Origin of the sequence: Aureimonas sp. AU20, assembly GCF_001442755.1 — a bacterium.
Classification (GTDB): Bacteria; Pseudomonadota; Alphaproteobacteria; order Rhizobiales; family Rhizobiaceae; genus Aureimonas.
The window spans coordinates 717,790-740,159 of sequence record NZ_CP006367.1 but is presented as its reverse complement, the minus strand read 5'-3'; the positions used below and the strand labels follow the sequence as shown (position 1 = coordinate 740,159).

Genomic DNA, 22,370 nt, shown 5'->3' with positions numbered 1-22,370 from the left:
GAAAGGCGGGCATGGTATCGCGCGTGAGAACCGTCGCCTTTCAGGGCGTCGAGGCGGTGCCGGTCGATGTGCAGGTTCTGGTGGCGCCCGGCAAGGTCGGCATGAGCATCGTGGGTTTGGCTGACAAGGCGGTGACGGAAAGCCGCGAGCGCGTTCAGGCCGCCTTGCACGCTTCGGGCCTCGCCATGCCGCCCAAGCGCGTCACCGTCAATCTGGCGCCCGCCGACCTTCCAAAAGAAGGCTCGCATTACGACCTGCCCATCGCGCTCGGCCTCATGGCCGCGCTCGGCGCCATTCCGGCCGACGCGCTTCAGCGCTTCGTCGTGCTGGGCGAGCTCTCGCTGGACGGGCTGGTGACGCCGGTCAGCGGCGTCCTGCCCGCCGCCATGGCCGCCAACGCGCTCGGTCTCGGCCTCATCTGCCCGGAGGGCGGCGGGTCAGAGGCGGCCTGGGCCGATCCCGAGATGGACATTCTGGCGCCCCGCTCGCTCATCCAGGTCGCCAATCATTTTCGCGGCACGCAGCGCCTCGCCCGGCCCGAGCCGACGCTCGAGGACGCCAGCGCCCATCCGCTTCCCGACCTTCAGGATATCAAGGGACAGACAATCCCCAAGCGCGCGCTGGAGATCGCGGCGGCCGGAAATCATAACCTTCTGATGGTGGGGCCGCCCGGCTCGGGCAAGTCCATGCTGGCGCAGCGTCTGCCCTCGCTTCTGCCGCCTCTCGGCCCGCGCGAACTGCTCGACGTCTCGATGATCGCCTCCGTCGCCGGGGAGCTTTCGGAAGGGCGCCTCTCCGCCCGCCGGCCGTTCCGCGCGCCGCATCATTCCGCCTCAATGGCCGCCATGGTGGGCGGCGGGCAGCGCGCCCGGCCGGGCGAGGTCTCGCTGGCCCATCACGGCGTCCTGTTTCTGGACGAGTTGCCGGAGTTCACGCCCTCCGTGCTCGACTCGCTGCGCCAGCCGATCGAGACCGGCGAGTGCGTCATCGCCCGCGCCAACCACCGCGTGACCTATCCTGCCGCGTTCCAACTCGTCGCCGCCATGAACCCCTGCCGCTGCGGCATGGCCGGCGAGCCGGGCCATGTCTGCGCGCGGGGCCCACGCTGTGTCAGCGACTATCAGGGCCGTCTTTCCGGCCCGCTGCTCGATCGGATCGACCTGCGCGTCGACGTGCCCGCCGTCACCGCGCTGGATCTCATCCAGCCCGGCGCCTCCGAACCTTCCGCCGTGGTTCGCGCCCGCGTCGAAGCCGCCCGCGCCCTCCAGAGCCGACGCTACGAAGCTCTTGGCCTGGCTCCCGGCACCACCAACGCCCGCTGCCCGGCCGACCGGCTGGAACAAGCCGCCGCGCCCGATAGCGCCGGCCTCGCCCTCTTGCGCGACGCCGCCGAGCGCATGCGCCTGTCCGCCCGCGCCTATCACCGCGTTCTGAAGGTCGCCCGCACCATCGCCGATCTCGCCGGCGCCGATGCCATCGGCCGCCCCCATCTCGCCGAAGCCCTGTCCTATCGCAGCCTGCCCGAGCGCCTGCAGGCGGCTTGATGGGCTGAGGGGAATGGCGGGGCTGCCGCCCCGTGCCCCGCCCGGGGCCTGACGCCCCGGAACCCCCGCGTTCTTTCGGGACTCTTTTCCGACCCCAGAGAGGGCCAGCGGCCCTCCCTGGGGTCGGACATCAGCTCGAAAGGAAACGGGGTCCAGGGGCCTCGGCCCCTGGCAGGGGTGCAGGGGACGGCCGTCCCCTGCCTCTCCCCTCAGCCCAACAGCGCCCGTGCGCCGGGCAGATCGATCAGGGGCGTCTGGGGGCGGGGGCCGATCTGGGTGATGATGTGGCCGGCGGCGAGGGCACCGAGGGCGGCGCTCTTTTCGTGGCCGAGGCCGGCGGTGTAGCCGCGCAGGAAGCCGCTGGCGAAGAGGTCGCCGGCGCCGGTCGTGTCGACCAACGTATCGACGGCGGTGGCGGGATAGGCCGTGGCCTGGCCGCCCTCGATCACGACGCAGCCGTCCGGCCCGCGGGTGACGATGGCGAGGCGCTTGGTGTCGGCACCGATGCGGGCGAGCGCGTCGTCGAGATCCTCGGTCTCGTAGAGCGCGAGGGCTTCGGACTCGTTGGCGAAGACGATGTCGACCGTGCCGGAGCGCATGAGGTCGAGGAACTCGGCGCGGTAGCGATGGACGCAGAAGGAATCGGACAAAGTCATGGCCATCTCGCGTCCGTTGCGATGGGCGATGGCGGCGGCTTGGAGAATGGCGTCCTTGGCGCGCGGCGGGTCCCAGAGATAGCCTTCGAAATAGGTGACGAGACTGTCGGCGACGACGGATTCCTCGATGTCCTCGGGCCCGAGCTCGACGCAGGCGCCGAGATAGGTGTTCATGGAACGCTCGCCGTCGGGCGTGACGAGGATCATGCAGCGGGCGGTGGGCGGATCGCCGGCGAGCGGCCGGGTCTGGTAGTGGACGCCGAGCGCCTGGATGTCGTGGGCGAAGATCGTGCCGAGCTGGTCGTCCGAGACCTTGCCGAAATAGGCGCCGCGTCCACCGAGCGAGACGAGGCCGGCGGCCGTGTTGGCGGCGCTGCCGCCCGACATTTCGATGGCCGTGCCCATGCGGCCGTAGATGTCGAGGGCGCGGGCCGTGTCGACCAGAGTCATGGCCCCTTTTTCGATCCCCGCCTCGCGCAGGAAGGCGTCGTCGGTGCGCGAGAGGATGTCGACGATGGCATTGCCGATCGTCAGGAGGTCGAAACGGGACATGGCGGGTTTCTTCGTGGGAGGGGCCGAAAGGAGAGCGGAGCGCCCTTATCGCATTGCCGCGAGGCGGAGGCCATCCCATCTTGACGCTGCGCCAATGCCGGAGCCTTTCGATGATTCTTCGTGCCGCCTTTCTTGCGATCCGGGACGTGTTCTCGCCCCCGTTTCGCGCCGTGTTCTGGAAATCCCTCGGGCTGACGGCCGTGGTGCTGGTCGCACTCTGGTTCGCCGTGCGCTGGCTGTTTCAGACGGTGGCGATCCCCTTTTTCGCGCATTTCGCGCCCGACATGCCGGCCTGGGTGGACAATGCCGAGAGTTTCGCCGGCTGGGCGGCGGGGCTTCTGCTGGCGGTGCTGCTCGCGTTCCTGATCGCGCCGGTGAGCGCGGTGATCGCGGGCCTGTTTCTGGACGACGTGGCCGAGGTGGTGGAGCGGGATCAATATCCCGGCATGCCGGTCGGCCGCGCCCTGCCGCTCGGGCGCAGCGTGGTCCTGTCGCTGAAGTTCTTCGGCGTGGTGATCCTCGGCAATCTCCTCGCCTTCACGCTGCTTCTGGTGCCGGTGGTGAATTTCGGCGCCTTCTTCGTGGTGAACGGCTATCTGCTCGGGCGAGAATATTTCGAGTTCGCGGCGCTGCGCTATCGCTCGGAGGAGGAAGCGCGAGCGCTGCGCAACCGGCACGGGCTGACGATCTTCCTCGCCGGCCTCGTGCTCGCCGCCTTCCTGTCGATCCCGATCCTCAATCTTCTGACGCCGCTCTTCGCGGCGGCGACCATGGTGCATCTGCACCAGCGCATCTCGCAGCGGGAAACCTCGCCCGAGTTCACCCGCCTGGGCGCGTTGCCCCGGGAGGCAAGGGTTGCGGCCCGGGAGGAGCATCCGGCAGCGCGATGAGCGGGGCCGGCTGGTCGCACCATTTCTCGTCGGCCTTGCAGAGATCGGCGATGACGCAGTGCTCGCAGTCGGGCTTGCGCGCCTTGCAGACGAAGCGCCCGTGCAGGATCAGCCAGTGATGGGCATGGCGCAGGAAGCCCTCGGGAATGATCTTGAGGAAGCCTTCCTCCACCGCCTCGGGCGTCTTGCCGGGGGCGATCTTCAGCCGGTTGCCGATGCGTAGGATATGCGTGTCGACCGCCAGCGTTTCCTCGCCGAAGGCCGTGTTCATGATGACGTTGGCCGTCTTGCGGCCGACGCCCGGCAGCCCTTCCAGCGCCTCGCGCGAGCGCGGCACCTCGCCGCCATGCTCGTCGCGCAGCATTTCCGACAGGCGCTGGACGTTCTTGGCCTTGGTGCGGAAGAAGCCGATCGTCTTGATCGCCTCGCGGATCTCGTCCTCGCCGAGAGCCGCCATGGCTTCGGGCGTCGAGGCCCGAGCGAAGAGGCCGCGCGTCGCCCGGTTCACCCCCGCGTCGGTCATCTGCGCCGAGAGCACCACGGCCACCAGAAGGGTGAACGTGTTGACATGCTCCAGTTCCGAGGTCGGGTGAGGCCGCTGAACGGCAAAGCGGCGGAAGATTTCGGCGATCTCCTCGGCCGAATAGGGAATGGCGGGATGGCTCTCCGCGGCCTTCCTCTTCGTCGCACGTGCGACCGTCGCCCCGGACTTGGCAGCGGCCTTGGTGCCAGCCTTGGCACTCGGCTTGGCAGTGGGTCGGGCAGACGCCTTGGGGGCCTTGCCAGCCTTCGGCGCCGCTGGCTTGCGGTCCGTTCCCTCCGAGGCCGACGCGCCATCCTTGGCGGCCTTGGCTGCGCGTGGTTTCGTCGCGGTGGCCTTCGACTTACGCGCGGGGGCTTTCGGGGAGGCGTCTTTGTCTGCCATGCTCGGCCTTCGGAACGGGGCGGGCGGACAGGGAGCCCCAGCGCCCGGATCGCTTTTTCTTGGAACGAATCCAGCCTGGGAGGCAAGGGCGGATGAGCACAGCCGAACGGAGCCCAGCCGACACGCCCCTCTTCGAGGCGCTGCTGACGCCCTATCGCTCGCTCGGGCGGCGCGGCTTCCACGTCACCATGGCGCTCTTCGGCGGGGCCAGCCTCGTATCCGGCCTCGCCTTCGTCTTGAACGGCGCCTGGCCCATCGTCGGCTTCTTCGGCCTCGACGTGGCGTTGCTCTGGTTCGCGCTGCGCGCCTCGTTCCGCTCCGCCCAGGCCCGCGAGGAAGTCTCCGTCTCGCGCACCGACCTTTCGATCCGCAAGATCTCGCCGCGCGGCGCCGTGCGCGAGGCCCATTACAATCCCGGCTGGGCGCGCTTCCTCGTGCGCCGCCACCCCGAATTCGGCGTCACCCACATGAGCGTCACCGGCGAAGGCCGCGCCACCGAACTCGGCGCCTTCCTCAACCCCGACGATCGCGACAGCTTCGCCAAGGCCTTCGCCCGCGCGCTGGCGGACGCCAAGCGAGGTTGAGGGTGGTGGGGCTGCCGCCCCGGACCCCGCTCGGGAACGAGTTCCCGAACCCTTCCTTTCTTTTGGAACGTCTTTTCGAACTTGGGGAGGGCCACGGGCCCTCCCCAAGTTCGAACATAGGCTCAAAAGGAAATGGGGTTCAGGGGCCTCGGCCCCTGGCGGGGGTTCAGGGGCCTCGGCCCCTGGCAAGGGTGCAGGGGACGGCGTCCCCTGCCCTCACTCGCGCGGACCAGCCGGCGTGTCGTCGTCTTCGTCGTAGTCGAACACGTCGTTGAGTTCGAGAATGCGGTGGGCCATGGCGAGGAAGTCGTCGCGAATGCGCTGGTGCAGGATGACGGCGATCTCGGGATATTCCTGCAGCATGCGGCGGAACAGCGGACGCGAGATGCGGATGAAGTCGCAATCGGTGGCGGTGACCGCCGAGGAGGGGCGGCGCGTGTCGGCCATGAGCGCCATTTCGCCGAGCAGCGTGCCCCGGCCAACGGTCATGGCGATGCGGCGCTCCTCGCCCTCGCCTTCCACCAGATGCACCTCGCCCGAGGCGACCACGAAGCCGGCGTCGGCCCGCGCTTCGGCGCGAAACAGAATCTCGCCCGCGCGCAGGGCGCGGTGCTCGGCGCCGAAGGCCAGAAGGCGGAGTTGGTCGCGCGAGAGCTCCTGAAACAGGGGCACCTCGCCGAGAACCTCCATGTCGCTTTCCAGGCTCATGCCACGCGGTTCGTTTCTCCTGCGGCGCGCGGGTGTCGCGCGCGCGGGTCTTCGGGATGGATGGGCAACGGACCATCGGGCCCGTCGCACCTCCTTCCGACATGGCAAGAAACCGGCCGGGACGAAAGCCCCCGACGCGCAGGCCGGGGCCTCCAGGCGTCGAAGCCGGGCCCGGCGTTTCCTTAACGCCACAGATAGCGGCGCGAAGGCCGGCGTCAGGGCATCAGCTTGTAGCCGCCCGACTCCGTGACGATCAGCCTTGCGTTGGAAGGTTCGGGCTCGATCTTCTGGCGCAGGCGGTAGACATGCGTTTCCAGCGTGTGAGTGGTGACGCCGGAATTGTAGCCCCAGACCTCTTCGAGCAGAACGTCGCGCGTTACCACGCGGCGGTCGGCGCGATAGAGATAGCGGATGATCGCCGTTTCCTTCTCGGTCAGGCGGATCTTGCCGCCCTTGTCGTCCACCAGAACCTTCTGGCTCGGCTTGAAGACATAGGGGCCGACCTGGAAGGTCGCGTCCTCGGACTGCTCGTGCTGGCGAAGTTGGGCGCGGATGCGCGCCAGAAGCACGGCGAAGCGGAAGGGCTTGGTGACGTAGTCGTTGGCGCCCGCCTCGAGGCCGAGGATCGTGTCGGCGTCGGCGTCCTGCCCGGTCAGGATGATGATCGGCGCCTTGAAACCGGACTTGCGCAACACGCGCACGGCCTCGCGCCCGTCCATGTCGGGCAGGCCCACGTCCATGATGACGAGATCGGTCAGCCCGCCGCGCGCCGCGTTGATCCCCTTCGTGGCATTGTTCTCCTGCGAAACGAGGAATTCCTCGTGCAGGGATAGCTGGTCGACCAGCGTGGTGCGGAGATCGTCGTCGTCGTCCACGATCAGAATGCTGCGTGCGCTCATGAAGGGGTCCTGTGCAGATGACGATGCGAATGGATTGCCATAGTTTGCGACGTTCCGTTTGAAACAATTTGTGAGCGCGATGTCGTTTTTTCCAGTCCAAACCCGCAGGAAAGCGTCGAAAACCGCCGAAATCAGCGTTCGCGCCAGCGCTTTGGACCTGCGCAAGGGGGTTTTGCAGTTCGGGCCGCTGCGCCTTCGCTGCGCGCTCGGCAAGGGCGGCGTCTCCAGTTTCAAGCGGGAGGGCGATGGCGCGACGCCGCTGGCGAGCATGGCGCTGCTCTGGGCCTACGGCCGGCCGGGCAGGCGCGGCGCCCCGCGCTTCGCGCTGCCGACGCGGACACCCGGCCGCCGGTCCGGCTGGTGCGACGCGCCGGAGCATGGCTGCTACAATCGGCCCGTTCGCCTGCCCTTTCCCGCCAGCGCCGAGCGGCTGCTCCGGGACGACCGGCTTTACGATGGCGTCGTGGTTCTGGACTGGAACGTGAGGCACCGCAGGCGCGGGCTCGGCAGCGCGATCTTTCTGCATGTCGCGCGGCCGGGCTACGCGCCGACAGAAGGCTGCGTCGCCCTCTCGCGCCGCGATCTCGATCGGCTGGCCCCACATCTCAGAACCGGACTGCGGCTCATCGTGCGACGTTGAGGGCGGGAACCTCGGACGCGGCTTGGAGCTTTTCTAAGTCGAGAGACTGTTCGACAACCCGATCGGGTCACCCCGTCGGTGCTTTTCCGCCGTCGCTTCGTTGCCAATCCTCGCCGATGCCCCGGCATCGACTGCGTTTGGCGCCTCGCGAACGCATGAAAAATCACCCGACGGTCCTCCGCAGCCGGATTGTCGAACAGTCTTTAGTCCGTCGTCAGGAGAAGAGCCATGGACCGCAGCGAACAACAACCTCGTCCGGTGGTGGAGCCCTATGACGACCCGACGGGGGGCTGGGGCTCGGTCAAGTCGCTGGCCGAGAAAAGCGTGGCAGAGGGGCTCGCGGTCTCGACCATCTGGAACACGCTGTTCAAGCAGAACAAACCGGACGGCTTCATGTGCGTGTCCTGCTCCTGGGCCAAGCCCGCCGACAGCCACGCTTTCGAATTCTGCGAGAACGGCGCCAAGGCGACGATCTGGGAGCAGACCAAGAAGCGCACCGATCGCGACTTCTTCTCGCGCCACCGGGTCAGCGAACTCCTGAACTGGACGGACCACGACCTGGAGAAGCACGGGCGTCTGACCTCGCCCATGCGCTACGATGCCTCGCTCGATCAATATGTGCCCGTCACCTGGGAAAGCGCCTTTCGCGAGATCGGCGCGGAGTTGAACCGGCTCGATCCCAAATCCGTGATCTTCTACGCCTCCGGCCGCGCCTCGCTCGAGGCGAGCTACATGTACCAGCTCTTCGCCCGGGTCTACGGCTCGCAGAACCTGCCCGATTCCTCGAACATGTGCCACGAGTCGACCTCGGTCGGCCTGCCGCTGTCGATCGGCTCGCCGGTCGGCACGATCCAGTACGAGGACTTCGCCAAGTCCGACATGATGCTCTTCTTCGGGCACAACACCGGCACCAACGCGCCGCGCCTGCTGCACCCGCTGCAGGAGGCGCGCAAGCGCGGCGTGCCGGTCTACACGTTCAACCCCGTGGAGGAGCGCGGCCTCGTTCGCTTCAAGAACCCGCAGGCGCCGAGCGAGATGCTGTCCCCCGACGAGGGGACCAAGATGTCGACGGAATATTTCCAGCTGCGCTGCGGCGGCGACATCGCCGCCATGACCGGCATCGCCAAGGCCGTGCTGGCGCTGGACGACGCGGCCAAGGATACGGGCGCGCCGCGCGTTCTCGACGTGGACTTCATCGCCGAGCACGGTCATGGGTTCGAGGAGTTCGAAGCCTATGTCAGAGCGTCCGACTGGAGCGAGATCGAGCGCTGCTCGGGCCTCGGGCGCGAGGATCTGGAGGAGGTCGGGCGCGTCTATGCCCGCTCCAACGCGGTGATCGCGCATTACGGCATGGGCCTGACGCAGCATCGGCATGGCGTGCAGAACGTGCAGATGCTGGTGAACCTCCTGCTCATGCGCGGTAATATCGGCAAGCCGGGCGCCGGCATCTCGCCCATTCGCGGTCATTCCAACGTGCAGGGGCAGCGCACGGTCGGCATCACCGAAAAGCCGGAACTCGCCCCGCTCGACAAGTTCAAGGAATTCTACGGGTTCGAGCCGCCGCGCGAAAAGGGCAAGGCGACCGTGGAGGCCTGCGAGGGCATCATCGACGGGTCGGTGAAGGCCTTTATCGGCTTCGGCGGCAATTTCTCGCGCGCCGTGCCGGAAACGGGTCTGATCGAGAAGGCTTGGCGCAACCTGCGGCTTCACGTGCAGGTGTCGACCAAGCTCAACCGCAACCATCTCCTGCCGGGGGCGGTCACCTATATCCTGCCGTGCCTCGGGCGCATCGAGCGCGACACGCAGGCGACCGGCGACCAGACCGTGTCGATCGAGGATTCCACCGCCTGCATTCACGGCTCCAAGGGCTGGCGCCCGCCGGCTTCGCCCGAGCTCCTGTCCGAGCCCAAGATCGTGGCCGAGCTCGCCAAGGCCACCGTGCCCGGCCGCTCCACCATCCCGTGGGACGACTGGGTGGCCGACTATTCCCGCGTCCGCGACGAGATCGAACGCGCCTATCCCAACGACTTCAAGAACTTCAACGAGCGCTTTCTCCAGCCGGGCGGCTTCCACCGCGACCTGCCGGCCTGCAAGCGCATCTGGAAGACCAAGACCGGCAAGGCCAATTTCATCGTGCCGGACGGATTCGACACCGATCCCGACATCGACGTCGAGGGCCGCGACGTGTTCAAGCTGATGACGCTACGCTCCAACGACCAGTTCAACACCACGATTTACGGTTATGACGACCGGCTGCGCGGCATTTCCGGCTCGCGCATGGTGCTTCTGATGAACAAGGACGACATGGCGCGCCTCGGCCTGAAGGACCAGGACCTGATCGATCTCGAAACCCATGCCGACGACGGCGTGGAGCGGCGCGTGGAGGCCTTGCGCGTCCACTCGTTCAAGCTGCCGAAGGGCGATGTGGGAGGCTACTATCCCGAGTTGAACAAGCTGATCCCGCTCTGGCACCATGAGAAGACGGCGCATGTGCCGGCCGCCAAATCGGTGCCCGTGCGCATCACGCGCAGCGCCGCGGCCGGTTGAAGCTTCGATCAACGAGCCCGGCCAAAAGCGCCGGGCTTGCCGATCCGCTCGGATCGAAGAACTGGATACTCGAAGAGCGCCGCGCGGCCTGAGCTCAGGCCCCGTTGCTGGACGCGCTCATAGCGTCTTTGGAAGCGGAGGAGGCACCGCTCGTCACGCTCGCCTCATCCTCATCCGCTCTTGCCGGGCAGGCTTCGAACGGGCTCAACGTGACCACCAGCCGGGACGGGGCAACGTCCTGCACGCGGGGCCCGGACCAGCCGAACAGGCCGGACGGCGGCGCGAAGACGGTGACGTCGCCAAAGCCGCGTTCGCGATAGTCCAGCATGGGAAAGCTCGCGCGGTCTCCGGCGCCATCCAGCACCATCTCGCAGGCCTGCGTCAGCGCCGCGAAGTTCTCGCGCCGCGCCGGCCGCACGAAGCCCTCGATCCCGGCGGGACGGAACAGGGCGGCCGTGTGGAGGAAATCCTCCGCCGCCGTGTTGGCGAAGAGAAGACGGAGCGAGGGCTCCACGAGCATGACGCCGAAGGGCAGCGGGTCCCACAGGTCGCACAACATGGCCTTGGCGGGCTGCATGCCCGCCCGCAGGGCCAGCGAAAGCTGAAAGGCCTGACACAGCGAGGCGCCGAGAAGACTTAGAAGCGCCTTCGCCCTGTCGCGCCCGCCCCCGTCCGACTCCGCATTGGACCAAAGCTCGATGCGCCAGACGCCGTTCGGCGCTTCGCCCAACGTCAGCAAGGCCGGGCGGCGCGCATTTCGACCAGACTGAGATGTCGTGGAAGACCCGGATACGGCGCTGAGGACGTTCAACCGAATCTGAGGGCTGCGGCCGTGCCGAGGGTGGAATGCAATTTCGCAGCCACCGGGCGTCAATTCGTCGGCAAGAGCCTGAACCAGACCGCTCCACGCCCGTGAATCATAGGACGCTTGGCTCACGACGTCGAACAAGCGTTCAAGACACAACTCTTGCTCGATGGGTGATGGCGTACTGACTCTCATAAAGCAGAAAAGTTCCATGTTTCGCTTAGGCACACAACGAGCACGGGTGGGCTTATGAGACTCAAAGGTTGATGGCGAGACTCCATGGCCATTTTTTCATGGGTGACGTCCCGCCTCGGCGCAAAGGGGGAAGCTGACGGGCCGACGAAAGGTGGTTGCATCGTTGGCGGCCAGCCTCTATAAGCCGCCCGTTCGTATGAACTGGCCGGCAGGGCATGCCGTGCCTGTTCGAATGCTGACGCGACCTTCGAAACCCTTCGATGCGTGGCTGGCGCGGCCCTTCCCGGGGCCGGATGCCGGCTTTTTCGCGGTCCTACACCCAGGAGAGCAAAATGCCCAAGATGAAGACCAAGTCGGCCGCCAAGAAGCGGTTCCGCATGACCGCCTCGGGCAAGGTCAAGGCGGGTGCCGCCGGCAAGCGCCATGGCATGATCAAGCGCTCCAACGACTTCATCCGCAACGCTCGCGGGACGATGATCCTGTCCGAAGCGGATGCCAAGATCGTCAAAGTCTACATGCCCTACAACCGCTAAGCGGTTTCCAAGGCTTACTGATTTTTTAAGGAGATAGATCATGGCACGCGTCAAGCGGGGCGTTACGTCCCACGCCAAGCATAAGAAGGTCCTGAAGGCCGCCAAGGGCTTCTACGGCCGTCGCAAGAACACGATCCGCGCCGCCAAGGCTGCGGTGGACCGTTCCAAGCAGTTCGCCACGCGCGATCGTCGCGCCAAGAAGCGCAACTTCCGCGCCCTGTGGATCCAGCGCATCAACGCCGGCGTGCGCGAGCACGGCCTGACCTACGCGCGCTTCATCGACGGTCTGAACAAGGCCGGGATCGAAGTCGACCGCAAGGTCCTGTCGGACATCGCCATTCACGAGCCCGAGGCCTTCACGGCCCTGGTCGAGCAGGCCAAGACCGCGCTCGCCTACATCAAGGACGGCCAGTTCCCGAACGCCTACGAGCGGGCCGTCGGCGAGAAGCAGGCCGCCTGATTCCAGGCCAGCCTCGCTGAGCTTCCCAAAAGGCCCGCGCTGGATCGCTCCGCGCGGGCCTTTTGCCGTTTTGCGGCAGGCGCCTGGCGGCTTTTGCCGCCAAGGCTTGCTTCCACCGCCCGACACACTCTAGGAAGGCGGCTCCAAATCGCCTTCGCGCCCCCTACGGCGCCATCCCCTGCCCCGGCGCGCTTCAGCAGTGCCCGGCTCATGCCTCAAGGAGTTCACCGGCCGTGACGGATCTCGACAAGCTCGAACGGCGCTTCGGCGAGGACATCGACGCCGCCTCCGACGAGGCCGCGCTGGAAGCCGTGCGGCTCGCAGCCCTTGGCAAGAAGGGCGAGATTTCCGAGCTTCTGAAGGGGCTCGGCAAGATGAGCCCCGAGGAGCGCCGCGACCAGGGCCCGCTGCTGAACGGCCTGCGCGACCGCGTCCAGACGCGGCTGACGGAAAAGCGCGAAGCGCTGGCCGACGCCGCGATCTCCGCGCGCCTCGCCGCCGAGCGGCTGGACGTGACGCTGCCCGTGCGCCCCAGCCCCGTCTCGCGCGGCCGCGTCCACCCGATCAGCCAGGTCGTGGACGAGATCACCGCGATCTTCGCCGACATGGGTTTCTCGATTGCCGAAGGGCCGGACATCGAGACCGACCACTACAATTTCACCGCGCTGAACTTCCCCGAAGGCCACCCGGCGCGCGAGATGCACGACACGTTCTTTCTCCAGGCGCCGGACGGCGGCGAACGCCGCCTGCTGCGCACGCACACCTCGCCCGTGCAGGTGCGCACCATGGAGAACCAGAAGCCGCCGATCCGCATCGTCATTCCCGGCAAGACCTACCGGCAGGACTCGGACGCCACCCACACGCCCATGTTCCATCAGGTGGAAGGGCTGGTCATCGACAAGACGGCCAATATCGCCAACATGAAGTGGGTGCTGACCGAGTTCTGCAAGAGCTTCTTCGAGGTGCCCTCGCTGAAGATGCGCTTCCGGCCGAGCTTCTTCCCCTTCACGGAGCCCTCCATGGAAGTCGACATCCAGTGCGACCGCTCCGGCTCCGAGGTGCGCTTCGGCGAGGGCACGGACTGGATGGAGATCCTGGGCTGCGGCATGGTCCACCCCAACGTCCTGCGCGGCGTCGGGCTGGACCCCGACGAGTACCAGGGCTTCGCCTGGGGCATGGGCATCGATCGCATCGCCATGCTGAAATACGGCATGCCGGACCTTCGCGCCTTCTTCGACGCCGACTCGCGCTGGATCGAGCATTACGGTTTTCGCCCGCTCGATCTGCCGACCTTGTTCGGCGGGCTCAGCAGCTGAGTTCTGACGGGGGCGGGTCAATCGCACTCGCCCCGAAGACGCTTCAACCCGACGAGGACAGGATGCCATGGCCGGAACTGCCGCAGACACCGCCCGCTTCGCCGTGGTGGAGACGATCTCGGTCCTCGCCGGCGCCGTGATCGGCACGCTCGCCACCGCCCTGTTCGGCTGGCTCTTCCTGTCGGTGGGCTTTGCCGCCATCGCCGCCTCACCGGGCTTCTACATCCTCGGCATTGTCACGGTGGCGCTCTTCGCGCTGTTCTACGCCAAGCTGCCGGGCACACCGGCGACGCTCCTGTCGCTCGCCGTCGGCGTCGCGCTGCCGGTCGTGATCGTGCGCTTCGCCTTCGACCGGACCGACACGTTCGGAACGCTGGTGACGCTGGAACTCGTCTTCGCCCTCGTCGCCCTGTCGGTCTACCGCTTCGTGCATGCCAGCGGCCTCGTGCGCCGCGCCGCCGCCGACGCGGCGGACCGGACCTGACCTTCGCCACCCCCCCTCTTCGCCGCATTTTCCCGCCGCAGTTCCCAATTCCGTTAGGCCCGTCATGAAGTTCACCCTGTCCTGGCTGAAGGACCATCTCGACACCGACGCCACGCTGGAGGAGATCGCCGAGCGCCTCACCTCGATCGGCCTCGAGGTGGAAAGCCTCGACACCAAGGCGGCGCTGCGTCCCTTCACCATCGCCCGCGTCATCGACGCCAAGCGCCACCCCGACGCCGACAAGCTGCAGGTTCTCACCGTCGATGCCGGCCCCGGCGTCAACGAAGGCAAGCCGCTGCAGGTTGTCTGCGGCGCGCCCAATGCGCGCGCGGGGCTCATTGGCGTTCTCGGCCTGCCCGGCGCCTATGTGCCGGGCCTCGACGTGACGCTCGGCGTCGGCAAGATTCGCGGCGTCGAGAGCTTCGGCATGATGTGCTCGGAGCGCGAGCTGGAACTGTCGGAAGAGCACAACGGCATCATCGAGCTGCCCGAGGGCGCGCCGGTCGGCACGGCGTTCGCCGACTATGCCGGCATCGCCGACCCCGTGATCGAGATCAACCTGACGCCGAACCGGCCGGACGCGACAGGCGTCGCCGGCATCGCGCGCGATCTCGCCGCCTCGGGCCTCGGCACGCTGAAGACGCCGACTGTCGCCCGCATCGAGGGCGAGGGCGCGTGCCCGGTGGCGCTCAAGATCGAGAGCCCGGTCTGCAGGGGCTTCGCGCTCCGCCTCGTCTCGGGCGTCACCAACGGCCCTTCGCCGGACTGGATGCAGAAGCGCCTTCGCGCCATCGGCCTGCGCCCGATCAACACGCTGGTGGACATCACAAACTACGTCACCTTCGACCGGGGCCGGCCGCTCCACGTCTTCGACGCCAAGAAGGTGGCAGGCGCGCTCACCGTGCGCGCGGCAGTCGAGGGCGAAGAAATCCTCGGCCTCGACGGGCGCACGCACAAGCTGCCCGCCGGCACCTGCATCATCGCCGACGACAAGGGGCCGGAATCGATTGCCGGCATCATGGGCGGCGAGCACTCCGGCTGCGACGAGACGACGACGGACGTGTTGTTGGAATCGGCACTCTGGGAGCCGCTGGCGATCGCCCGCACGGGCCGCACGCTCGGCATCATCACTGACGCGCGCTACCGGTTCGAGCGCGGCGTCGACCCGGCCTTCACGGAAGCCGGCCTCGACCTCGCGACGAAGATGATCCTCGATCTGTGCGGCGGCACGCCCTCCCAGCGCGTGGTGGAGGCCATGCAGCCGGTGGAAATGGCGCGCATCGCCCTGCCCTTCACCGAGGTGAAGCGCCTGACCGGGCTCGACGTCTCGCCCGAGCGGCAGGTCGATATTCTGGAAACGCTGGGCTTCCAGGTCGAGCGTCAGGGCGACGGCGCCGAGGTCACAGCGCCCTCCTGGCGGCCGGACATCGAGGGCAAGGCCGATCTCGTGGAAGAGGTCATGCGCCTCGTCGGCGTCGACCATATCGAGCCGCAGCCGCTGCCGCGCCTGTCGGGCGTCAACACGCGCATCCTCACCCAGGCGCAGTTGCGCGACCGCGCCGCGCGCCGCACCCTGGCCGCGCGCGGCCTTGCCGAGGCCGTCACCTATTCCTTCCTTTCCGCCCCGGCGGCGGAGGCCTTCGGCGGCGGCCAGCCGGCGCTGAAGCTGGAAAATCCGATCGCGGCCGATCTCTCCGACATGCGGCCCTCGCTCCTGCCGAACCTTCTTCAGGCCGCGCAGCGCAACGCCCAGCGCGGTTTTGCCGACACGGCCCTGTTCGAGGTCGGCGCGATCTATCGCTCGGTCGAGCCGGACGGGCAGCGGCGCGTTGCGGGCGGCATCCGGCGCGGCACTGCGGGCCATGCCGGCGCGGGGCGCGACTGGAGCGGCCATGCCGCCCCGGTCGGCGTGTTCGACGCCAAGGCCGATGCGATCACCGCACTGGAGGCGATCGGCGTGCCGGCGGACCGGCTCCAGTTCGAGACGCCGGCCAGCGCCTGGTATCATCCCGGCCGCTCGGGCCGCATCAAGATGGGACCGAAGACGGTTCTGGCCGAGTTCGGCGAGTTCCATCCGCGCGTCCTGAAGAGCCTCGACCTCGCGGGCACCTATGCCGGCTTCGAGGTCTTCCTGGACGAAGCGCCCGAGCCCAAGCGCAAGCCGACGCGCACCAAGCCGGTGCTGCAGCTTTCCAACTTCCAGCCGGTGCGGCGCGACTTCGCCTTCGTCGTCCCCTCCGAGGTGGAGGCGATCAAGCTGGTGCGCGCCGCCGAGGGCGCGGACAAGAAGCTGGTCGGCGAGGTGCGTGTCTTCGACATTTTCGAAGGCGCGGCGCTGGGCGAGGGCCGGAAGTCCATCGCCATCGAAGTGACGCTGAAGCCGGCCGAGCGCACGCTGACCGACGAGGATCTGGAAGCCGTGTCGGGCAAGATCGTCGCTGCCGTCGCGAAAGCCACCGGCGGCACGCTGCGCGGCTGACACCTCTTCGAAGGCCCGCCCCGCGCGGGCCTTCGCCTTTTCATTGGGAGACGAAGCCATGCTGCGTTGGGGCATCCTGTCGGGCGCTAAGATTGCCCGCGAGCAGGTCATTCCGGGGATCGTGAAGGCGGAAGGCTGCGTCCTGTCTGCCATCGCCAGCCGCGATCTCGGCCGCGCTCAGGCGCTGGCCGAGCATTTCGGCGCGCGCCACGCCTTCGGCTCCTACGAGGCGCTGCTCGAGAGCCCGGAGGTGGACGCGGTCTATATCCCGCTGCCGACCAGTCAGCATGTGGAATGGGCGCACCGCGCGATCGAGGCCGGCAAGCATGTCCTGGTGGAAAAGCCGCTGGCGCTGAAGGCCAGCGACATCGAGCCGCTGATCGCGGCGCGAGACCGGGCCGGCGTCGAGGTGGCGGAGGCCTTCATGGTGCGCCATCACCCGCAATGGGCCTTGGTGCGCGATTGGATCGCGGACGGGCGCATCGGGCGGCTGCGCCATGTGCAGGGCGCCTTCTCCTACTACAATGTCGACCCCGCCAACATGCGCAACCAGATCGAGCTCGGCGGCGGCGCGCTGCCCGATATCGGCGTTTATCCCGTGGTCACGACGCGCCTCGCTACCGGAACGGAAGCCGTCTCGGCACGCGCCACGATCGAGCGCGACCCGAATTTCGGTACGGACATGTTCGCCGACTGCTCGGTGGACTTTCCCGAGTTCCGCCTGAACTTCTACGTCTCGACCCAGATGGCGGCGCGCCAGACCATGGTGTTCCACGGCACGGACGGTTTCATCGAAGTGGATGGCGCCTTCAACGCCGGGCTCTACGCCCAGGCCGCCGTCCACTGGCACGACCGCTCGCATGGCCGGGCCGAGACGGCGCGCTTCGGCGGGGCGGATCAGTACCGGCTGCAGGCCGAAGCCTTCGCGCGCAAGGTGGCGGGCGGCGGAGACGACATCTTCCCTCTGGAGGATTCCATTCGCAACCAGCGCGTGATCGACGCGCTCTACCGCTCCGACGCCTCGGGCGGCGGCACGGTCGCGGTCTGAGAGCGCTCAACAGGATCTCTCGGCGGAGCATCGCCGAGAGATTTTCGTCGGGGAAGAGCAGCGAAGCGTAAGTGATGCGAGGGCGCGGGCCCAAGCATTCGCAACGACGTCCACGACAAAAGGTCGGCCAGCCAGACCCCGCGGGATTTTCGTCAGGCGCTTCAAGACAGGGCACCGCCGGGCTCTGGCGGGCGGGAGCCTGTGCTCCCTGCCATCGACGGCGACCGCTTCGTCTCTCCCCGCCTGCCGGCGCGTCGCCGGTTCTCACCGCCGCGAGGCTGGCACCCGGCGCGGCTGCGGCGTTTCGCCTAGAGGTCGCGGGTCCCTCTCCATTGGCGCTCGCGCGCCTCGGCAAGCTTCGATCCATCCCCCTGCCATAGTTTCGGCCGATCCGTCCGGCTTGGCTCTGGCCGCCGGCGGCGTGGCCGACGCCGGCCCGGAGGAACGATCAGATGACGCTTGGATCTCGAACGCGCCTGTCGCTCTTCGCGCTCGGGCTGCTTACGGCCCTTTCCGCCCCGGCCGAAGCCCAGACCCCCGCCAAGGAGCTGTTCGGGGCGGAGGCGCGGCCCAATGCCGGGCCGCCCCAGAGCATCGGCTTCTATTCCAAGGGCTGCCTGTCGGGCGGCATGGAAATGCCCAAGGACGGGCCGACCTGGCAGGTCATGAAGCCCTCGCGCAACCGCGCCTTCGCCCATCCCACGATGATCCGCTTCCTGCAGCGCCTGTCGGGCGACGCGGCGCGCGAGGCGAACTGGCGCGGGCTCCTGTTCGGCGACATGGCGCAGCCGCGCGGCGGCCCGATGAAGGACGGCCACGCCTCGCACCAGATCGGCCTCGACGCCGACATCTATCTCACCGAAATGCCGACGCGCCGACTGTCCCCGCACGAGCGCGACACGATGCCCCTGCCCTCGGTGATCGACAAGCGCACCAACCATATCGACCTGTCGCGCTGGCGCCCCGAGATGCTGAAGCTCATTCGCACCGCCGCGCGCGAGCCGGAGGTGGAGCGCATCTTCGTGCATCCCGGCATCAAGGAGCAGCTCTGCAAGACGGCGGGGCGCGACCGCGTCTGGCTGAACAAGGTGCGCCCGATGTACGGGCACGACTATCATTTCCACGTGCGCATCGTCTGCCAGCCGGGCTCGCCCAACTGCCAGCCGCAGGAGCCGACCGGCACGGGCGACGGCTGCGACAAGCTGGACTACTGGTTCAACGTGGCGCTGCGCCCGCCCAAGCCGAGCGCCAAGCCCTACAAGAAGCCGCCTCCGATCTTCATGTCGGCCTTGCCCAAGGCCTGCAACGCGGTTCTGAACGCGCCGGACAAGGGCGGCGCCGTGATGGCCGCCTCGCCCGCGCAGAGCCGCGAGCCGGTAGCCGCCGCCTTGTCGGACGATTTCGACACGGGCGCCGCCCCCATCCCACCCGCCGCCCCGCGCCTGCCGGCGCCCCCGGCAGCCGCGACGGCCCCCGCCTATGCGCCGGAGCCCGCCGAGGCGCTGCCCATGCCCCGCTTCCGCCCGGCGAACTAAAGCGCCGGGGGAAAGGGAAGATCGGCGTCGCTCAGGCGGGCGACGCGCCAGCGCTCGAGGCGGCCCGGGCCAGCGGGCCGATCGCGGCGAACAGCGCCTCGTCCTCGCCGATCCCGGCATTGGGCGTCGTCAGCAGCGTGTCGCCGAAGAAGATCGAGTTCGCCCCGGCCAGGAAGCAGAGGATCTGCGCCTCGCGCCCCAGCCCCGAGCGCCCCGCCGAAAGGCGCACCCGCGCCTCCGGCATGACCAGCCGGGCCGTCGCCACCATGCGCACGAGGTCGAGCGGATCGACGCGCGACCGGCGCGCGAGCGGCGTTCCCTCGACGGGCACGAGCGCGTTGATCGGCACGCTTTCGGGATGGGGATCGAAGCTCGCCAGCACCTGCAGCATGGCGGCGCGGTCGCGCGTGGTCTCGCCCATGCCGATGATGCCGCCCGAGCACAGCTCGATTCCCGCCGCGCGCACATGCGCCAGCGTGTCCAGCCGGTCCGCGTAGGTGCGGGTCGAGACGATGCTCCCGTAGAAGTCCGGCCCGGTGTCGAGATTGTGGTTGTAGGCGGTGAGCCCGGCCCCGGCCAGACGCGCGGCCTGATGGGCTTTCAGCATCCCGAGCGTCACGCAGGCTTCCATGCCGAGGTCCCGCACGCCCTCCACCATGGCAAGGACGGCGTCGAAGGCAGGCCCGTCCCGCACCTCGCGCCACGCCGCGCCCATGCAGAAGCGCGTCGCGCCCGCCGCCTTTGCGCGCGCCGCCAGCCCCAGCACCTCGACCGGCGCCATGAGGCCTTGGCGCGTCAGGTCCACCTCGCGGTGGTGGGCCGATTGCGGGCAATAGGCGCAATCCTCCGGGCAGCCGCCGGTCTTGACCGACAGGAGGCTCGCCTTCTGGACGTCGCATGCGTCGTGATGCGCGCGGTGCACGGCGTTGGCGCGGCCGACGAGGTCGAGCAGCGGCGCCTCGTAGAGCGCCAGGATCTCGTCCACCGACCAGTCGTGCCGCTTGAGGCCGTCTGCGGCGCTCATTGCGCTTCGCCTCGCCCGGCGGCGCCCCGGCGCGCGAGCACATGCCCGGCCAAGGCCACGAGCGCGATCTTCACCACGTCGCTGAGAAGGAAAGGCGCGACGCCGACCGCCCAGAGCCTGTCCACCGGCACGAAGGCCGCGAGCCAGGCAGCGCCGCAGGCATAGACCAGCGCGAGGCCTCCCAGCATGGCGCCGAACCGCGCGAGCCAGCCGCGCCCGGCGGCCAGCCAACCCACCAGCCCCGTCGCCAGAAGGAAGCCCAGCAGATAGCCGCCCGTCGGCCCCATCATGTAAGCGAGGCCGATGCCGCGCTCGGGCGTTCCGGCAAAGACGGGCAGGCCCGCCGCGCCGGCCGCGAGATAGGCGGAGAAGACCGAGAGGGCGAGGCGCGGGCCAAGGAGAACGGCAAAGCCCATGACCGCCAGCGTCTGCAGCGTCATGGGCACCGGCCAGAAAGGGATCTGCGTCTTCGCCGCGAGCGTCATCAGGGCAACGCCGATCGGGATGGATGCGAACTGAAAGGCTAGCCCGTCGCGGAGCCGGTCGGAGGGAAGGATGGTCGATGCCATCGGAACCTCTTTATCTATAATTTACTGCAGGATTGCCTCCGATCTTTCCTGGTTCGATTGATTCTATCAACATCTCGAATTATTATAGATTATCTGACACCAATGGGACGACGCGGCGGCATCGGAGCATGACCGGACTGGCCGATCCGCTGAACGTGGCGCGCGAGGATCGTGGCCGCCTTCTCTCCGTCTCGCGCGCGGAGCGCCAGGAGAATGGCGCGGTGGTCGCGATCGGTCGGCGCGTCCCACTCCGCCCGCCAGCCTGAAAACAGGAACCGCGCGCTGGCGGCCTGAAGATCGTCGATGGCGCCAAGCAGGCGCGGCATGGCGCAAGGGGCGAGAATGGTGCGATGAAAGGCGCGGTTCGCCTCCTCCCAGGCCTGGACGCTGCCCGCCTGATCGCCCGCCCGCACCATGACCTCGGCCGCATCGAGGATCGCGGGCGTCAGATGCGGAAAGGCGTGGCGCAGCGCCAGACTCTCCAGCGAGGCGCGCATTTCGGCGACTTCGCGCACCTCCTGCGGGCTAAACCCGGCCACACGCACGCCCCGCCTCGGCTCGCTCACCACGAGGCCCTGCGCCTCCAGCCGGCGGAAGGCCTCGCGCACGGGAACATGGCTGGCGTTGAACTCGGCCGCCACATGGTCCTGTCGCAGCTTTGCGCCGGGCTCGATCGCCCCTGAAATGATGCGCTCGGCGAGGGCCCGGCTGATGCGAACCGCAAGCGTGTCGTCTTGGATCGTCTTCATCCAGCCGGAATAATCTATGAAACGCGGCCCGTCGATCCGGGCGCCTTCTGGGGGTTATTCCGGCTTTTTGAAACCCTCGGCGCGGCCGCCCGCTGCCGGCTTTTTCCCGGCATCCGAGGGTGCTATGGCTCGCTGCGTCTTCACACGATTGAAACCGGACCGGCATGACTCCGACGAACGAATCCGCCGAAAGCCTGAAGTTTCCGATCCTGATCGGCGACATCGGAGGCACCAATGCCCGGTTCGCCCTGCTCGTGGACGCCTTTGCAGACCCCAAGACCTTTCCGGTCGTTCAGACGGCCGACTTTCCCAATATCGACGACGCGATCCAGGCGACGGTTCTCGACCAGACCTCGATCCAGCCGCGCTCGGCGGTGCTGGCGCTGGCCGGGCCGATCAGCGGCGAGGAGATCGAGCTGACCAACTGCCCTTGGGTGGTGCGGCCACGCAAGCTGATCTCCGACCTCGGCTTCGACGAGATCATTCTCGTCAACGATTTCGAGGCGCAGGCGCTCGCCGTCTCCGCCCTGCCCGAAGCCGGTCGCGAGGCGATCGGGCCGGTCGGCGCCCCCAATGACGGCGCGCGCGTCGTGGTCGGACCGGGCACGGGCCTCGGCGTCGCGGGCCTGGTGCGGGCGCGGAACATGTGGATTCCGGTGGCGGGCGAAGGCGGCCATATCGATCTCGGCCCCCGCACCGATCGCGACCTCGCCCTTTGGCCGCATCTGGAGCGCATCGAGGGGCGCGTTTCGGCCGAGCAGGTTCTCTGTGGGCGCGGCCTCGTCAATCTTACCAACGCCATCGCCCAGGCGGACGGGCGAAAGCCCGAGCCCCACACGCCCGCTTCCGTGACAGTGGCGGCCGGGGCTGGCGACAAGGCGGCGCTGGAGGCGATCCACCTGTTCGGCACCTATCTCGGGCGCGTCGCGGGCGATCTGGCGCTGGTCTTCATGGCGCGCGGCGGCGTCTATATCGCGGGCGGCATTTTCGGCCATATCGCGCCCTACGTGGACCGGGCCGCCATGCGCGCCGCCTTCGAGGACAAGGCGCCCCATTCCGACCTTTTGCGCGAGGTGCCGCTCTACGCCATCACCCTGCCACTGGCGGCGCTGGCGGGCCTTGCCACCTTCGCCCGCGCCCCGGGCTTCTACGGGCTGGAGACCGTCAATCGCCGCTGGTCTCGCTGAAAACCTGCCTTTCGGCCGCCCTGTAGGCAGGGGCGGCGGCA

Annotated in this window: 21 protein-coding genes; 13 read left to right on the top strand and 8 right to left on the bottom strand. The window is 68.1% G+C overall.

Going from position 1 to position 22,370, the window contains the following annotated elements; translation table 11 throughout:
- Nucleotides 1-11 precede the first annotated feature (11 nt).
- Entirely contained in the window at nucleotides 12-1,544 is a 1,533-nt protein-coding gene (locus M673_RS03355; RefSeq protein ID WP_061973559.1) for a YifB family Mg chelatase-like AAA ATPase, read from the top strand.
- Between the two features lie 209 nt (nucleotides 1,545-1,753).
- Here M673_RS03355 and M673_RS03350 read toward each other — a convergent pair whose 3' ends face one another.
- Complete coding sequence (locus M673_RS03350) at nucleotides 1,754-2,752, bottom strand: adenosine kinase (protein WP_061973558.1); 999 nt, start codon at nucleotides 2,750-2,752, stop codon at nucleotides 1,754-1,756.
- Between the two features lie 110 nt (nucleotides 2,753-2,862).
- On the opposite strand from M673_RS03350, the gene M673_RS03345 reads away from it, so the two are divergent.
- Nucleotides 2,863-3,642, top strand: coding sequence for a sulfate transporter family protein (locus M673_RS03345; protein WP_061973557.1), 780 nt, complete (start codon nucleotides 2,863-2,865; stop codon nucleotides 3,640-3,642).
- Here M673_RS03345 and nth read toward each other — a convergent pair.
- A complete protein-coding gene (gene nth / locus M673_RS03340; RefSeq protein ID WP_061977633.1) occupies nucleotides 3,572-4,294 on the bottom strand; it encodes an endonuclease III in 723 nt (240 codons plus the stop codon). The genes M673_RS03345 and nth overlap by 71 nt on opposite strands.
- A gap of 365 nt (nucleotides 4,295-4,659) precedes the next feature.
- Between nth and M673_RS03335 the strand changes: the two genes are divergently transcribed.
- On the top strand, nucleotides 4,660-5,151 hold the full coding sequence (locus M673_RS03335) for a DUF2244 domain-containing protein (protein WP_061973556.1): 492 nt from the start codon (nucleotides 4,660-4,662) through the stop codon (nucleotides 5,149-5,151).
- Between the two features lie 216 nt (nucleotides 5,152-5,367).
- Here the strand turns inward: M673_RS03335 and M673_RS03330 are convergent, their stop codons facing one another.
- Both M673_RS03330 and M673_RS03325 read right to left on the bottom strand, forming a co-directional pair.
- Entirely contained in the window at nucleotides 5,368-5,859 is a 492-nt protein-coding gene (locus tag M673_RS03330) for a cyclic nucleotide-binding domain-containing protein (RefSeq protein WP_061973555.1), read from the bottom strand.
- A 215-nt stretch (nucleotides 5,860-6,074) separates the two neighbouring features.
- Nucleotides 6,075-6,758 (bottom strand): response regulator transcription factor, encoded by a 684-nt coding sequence (locus M673_RS03325; protein WP_058636803.1) that lies wholly within the window; start codon nucleotides 6,756-6,758, stop codon nucleotides 6,075-6,077.
- 79 nt (nucleotides 6,759-6,837) lie between these two features.
- Here M673_RS03325 and M673_RS03320 point away from each other — a divergent pair, with 79 nt between their 5' ends.
- Nucleotides 6,838-7,398, top strand: coding sequence for a L,D-transpeptidase family protein (locus tag M673_RS03320; RefSeq protein WP_082639142.1), 561 nt, complete (start codon nucleotides 6,838-6,840; stop codon nucleotides 7,396-7,398).
- A 228-nt stretch (nucleotides 7,399-7,626) separates the two neighbouring features.
- Nucleotides 7,627-9,945, top strand: a complete 2,319-nt coding sequence (locus tag M673_RS03315; RefSeq protein ID WP_061973553.1) for an FdhF/YdeP family oxidoreductase — start codon at nucleotides 7,627-7,629, stop codon at nucleotides 9,943-9,945.
- A 94-nt stretch (nucleotides 9,946-10,039) separates the two neighbouring features.
- On the opposite strand, the gene M673_RS03310 is transcribed toward M673_RS03315, so the two are convergent.
- On the bottom strand, nucleotides 10,040-10,684 hold the full coding sequence (locus M673_RS03310) for a hypothetical protein (RefSeq protein ID WP_061973552.1): 645 nt from the start codon (nucleotides 10,682-10,684) through the stop codon (nucleotides 10,040-10,042).
- A gap of 593 nt (nucleotides 10,685-11,277) precedes the next feature.
- Here M673_RS03310 and rpmI point away from each other — a divergent pair.
- The 7 genes from rpmI (at nucleotide 11,278) to mepA (ending at nucleotide 18,800) form a co-directional block, all read left to right on the top strand.
- Nucleotides 11,278-11,478 carry a 50S ribosomal protein L35 gene (gene rpmI, locus M673_RS03305; protein WP_061973551.1) on the top strand — a complete coding sequence of 67 codons (201 nt, stop codon included), beginning with the start codon at nucleotides 11,278-11,280 and terminating at the stop codon, nucleotides 11,476-11,478.
- Between the two features lie 40 nt (nucleotides 11,479-11,518).
- Nucleotides 11,519-11,938 carry a 50S ribosomal protein L20 gene (gene rplT / locus M673_RS03300; RefSeq protein ID WP_061973550.1) on the top strand — a complete coding sequence of 140 codons (420 nt, stop codon included), beginning with the start codon at nucleotides 11,519-11,521 and terminating at the stop codon, nucleotides 11,936-11,938.
- Nucleotides 11,939-12,171: 233 nt separating this feature from the next.
- Nucleotides 12,172-13,254, top strand: coding sequence for a phenylalanine--tRNA ligase subunit alpha (pheS, locus tag M673_RS03295; protein WP_061973549.1), 1,083 nt, complete (start codon nucleotides 12,172-12,174; stop codon nucleotides 13,252-13,254).
- A 67-nt stretch (nucleotides 13,255-13,321) separates the two neighbouring features.
- The gene (locus tag M673_RS03290; RefSeq protein ID WP_061973548.1) at nucleotides 13,322-13,738 is read left to right on the top strand and encodes a hypothetical protein; all 417 of its coding nucleotides are present in this window, start codon (nucleotides 13,322-13,324) and stop codon (nucleotides 13,736-13,738) included.
- 64 nt (nucleotides 13,739-13,802) lie between these two features.
- On the top strand, nucleotides 13,803-16,217 hold the full coding sequence (gene pheT / locus M673_RS03285) for a phenylalanine--tRNA ligase subunit beta (protein ID WP_061973547.1): 2,415 nt from the start codon (nucleotides 13,803-13,805) through the stop codon (nucleotides 16,215-16,217).
- A 58-nt stretch (nucleotides 16,218-16,275) separates the two neighbouring features.
- The gene (locus M673_RS03280) at nucleotides 16,276-17,265 is read left to right on the top strand and encodes a Gfo/Idh/MocA family protein (protein WP_061973546.1); all 990 of its coding nucleotides are present in this window, start codon (nucleotides 16,276-16,278) and stop codon (nucleotides 17,263-17,265) included.
- 452 nt (nucleotides 17,266-17,717) lie between these two features.
- Nucleotides 17,718-18,800, top strand: a complete 1,083-nt coding sequence (gene mepA, locus M673_RS03275; RefSeq protein ID WP_061973545.1) for a penicillin-insensitive murein endopeptidase — start codon at nucleotides 17,718-17,720, stop codon at nucleotides 18,798-18,800.
- A gap of 31 nt (nucleotides 18,801-18,831) precedes the next feature.
- Here mepA and bioB read toward each other — a convergent pair whose 3' ends face one another.
- The 3 genes from bioB to M673_RS03260 all read right to left on the bottom strand — a co-directional run bounded on the left by bioB (nucleotide 18,832) and on the right by M673_RS03260 (nucleotide 21,142).
- On the bottom strand, nucleotides 18,832-19,824 hold the full coding sequence (bioB, locus tag M673_RS03270) for a biotin synthase BioB (protein ID WP_061973544.1): 993 nt from the start codon (nucleotides 19,822-19,824) through the stop codon (nucleotides 18,832-18,834).
- Nucleotides 19,821-20,393 (bottom strand): biotin transporter BioY, encoded by a 573-nt coding sequence (locus M673_RS03265; RefSeq protein ID WP_148639959.1) that lies wholly within the window; start codon nucleotides 20,391-20,393, stop codon nucleotides 19,821-19,823. The genes bioB and M673_RS03265 overlap by 4 nt, the downstream gene beginning before the upstream one ends.
- Nucleotides 20,394-20,482: 89 nt before the next feature.
- The gene (locus M673_RS03260) at nucleotides 20,483-21,142 is read right to left on the bottom strand and encodes a GntR family transcriptional regulator (RefSeq protein WP_061973543.1); all 660 of its coding nucleotides are present in this window, start codon (nucleotides 21,140-21,142) and stop codon (nucleotides 20,483-20,485) included.
- Nucleotides 21,143-21,306: 164 nt separating this feature from the next.
- Between M673_RS03260 and M673_RS03255 the strand changes: the two genes are divergently transcribed.
- The gene (locus M673_RS03255; RefSeq protein WP_061973542.1) at nucleotides 21,307-22,329 is read left to right on the top strand and encodes a glucokinase; all 1,023 of its coding nucleotides are present in this window, start codon (nucleotides 21,307-21,309) and stop codon (nucleotides 22,327-22,329) included.
- Nucleotides 22,330-22,370 lie beyond the last annotated feature (41 nt).